The sequence below is a fragment of the Cupriavidus sp. L7L genome, assembly GCF_004353535.1.
Taxonomy (GTDB): Bacteria; Pseudomonadota; Gammaproteobacteria; order Burkholderiales; family Burkholderiaceae; genus Cupriavidus; species Cupriavidus oxalaticus_A.
In genome coordinates this window covers 1-1171 of record NZ_SMNY01000082.1, presented here as the reverse complement: position 1 = coordinate 1171, position 1171 = coordinate 1, and the positions used below count along the sequence as shown (strand labels likewise).

Below are 1171 nucleotides of genomic sequence, written 5' to 3'. Positions count from 1 at the left end.
TGTGGTGGTCTAATTTCCTCGGACAGGTCGATAGGAGGACAATCCGGAATCGACGAGGAAGAAAGATAGATGACAAGAAGGCGCCGACAATTTGACGCCAGCTTCAAGCTGGAAGTGGTACGGATGGTGCGAGACCAAGGATTATCGGTCAGCGAGGTGTGCCGGTCGATGGAGCTTGGTGAGACGGCCGTTCGGCGCTGGATTGCGCAGTACGATGCGGAGTGCGCCGGCGGACCTGGCGTGGGCAAGCCGCTGACGGCGGAACAGCAGCGCATCCGGCAACTGGAGGCAGAGAATCGGCAACTGCGCGAGGACAACGCGTTGCTAAAAAAAGCCTCGGCCTTCTTTGCGCGGGAACTGAAGTGAGCTACCGGGTGGTAGCCCACTTGCAACAGGAGGCCGTATCGGTCAGTAACGCCTGCCGGGTATTGCAGGTGAGCCGCTCGGGCTACTATGCGCACCGCAGCGCCAAGCCAAGCACGAAGACTCTGCAGGAGCAGACCCACGTCAAAGCGGCGTTCGCTGCGAGCGGCGCGAGCTACGGCAGCCGGCGTGTCATGCATGCGGTGCGGGAACAAGGGGTGCGCCTTGGCCGCTACCGGGTCCGTAGGCTGATGCACGAAGCGGGGTTGCGTGCGACCTGGAAGCGTAAGTTCGTGTCGACGACTGACAGCAAGCACACGCTGCCAGTGGCAGAGAACGTGCTGAACCGGCAATTTGACGTGGCCGAGCCGAATCGGGCCTGGACTTCCGACATAACGTATATCCGCACGGCCCAAGGTTGGCTGTACCTGGCGGTCGTGCTGGACTTGCACTCACGCAAGGTCGTGGGCTGGTCGATGGCGCCGACCATGCCGGCCGACTTGGTCATGTCGGCATTGACCATGGCGCTGCAGCAGCGAAGGCCAGCGCCGGGACTGCTGCTGCACTCGGATAGGGGCAGCCAGTACGCGAGCGCGGAGTATCAGGCCTTGCTGGCACGCCATCAGATTGTTTGCAGCATGAGTCGAAAAGGCAATTGCTGGGATAACTCGGTGATGGAACGGTTCTTCCTGAACCTGAAGATGGAGCGCGTGTGGCAGCGTCAGTATGCCAACCACGCCGAGGCACGGCGCGACATCACCCAGTACATCGTTGGCTTTTATAACCCGGTGCGCTTGCACTCAACCCT

The 1171-nt window shown here is 61.1% G+C and carries 1 protein-coding gene; it reads left to right on the top strand.

The genetic code is table 11. The annotated features are described in order from the left end of the window. Positions 1–69 precede the first annotated feature (69 nt). Positions 70–1171, top strand: a protein-coding gene (locus E1J61_RS35595) for an IS3 family transposase (protein WP_243737110.1) whose coding sequence is annotated in 2 segments (ribosomal slippage) — positions 70–337 and positions 337–1171 — 1103 coding nt annotated over the 2 segments. Because the reading frame shifts where the segments join, the coding sequence is not laid out codon by codon here. This gene is flagged as partial in the annotation.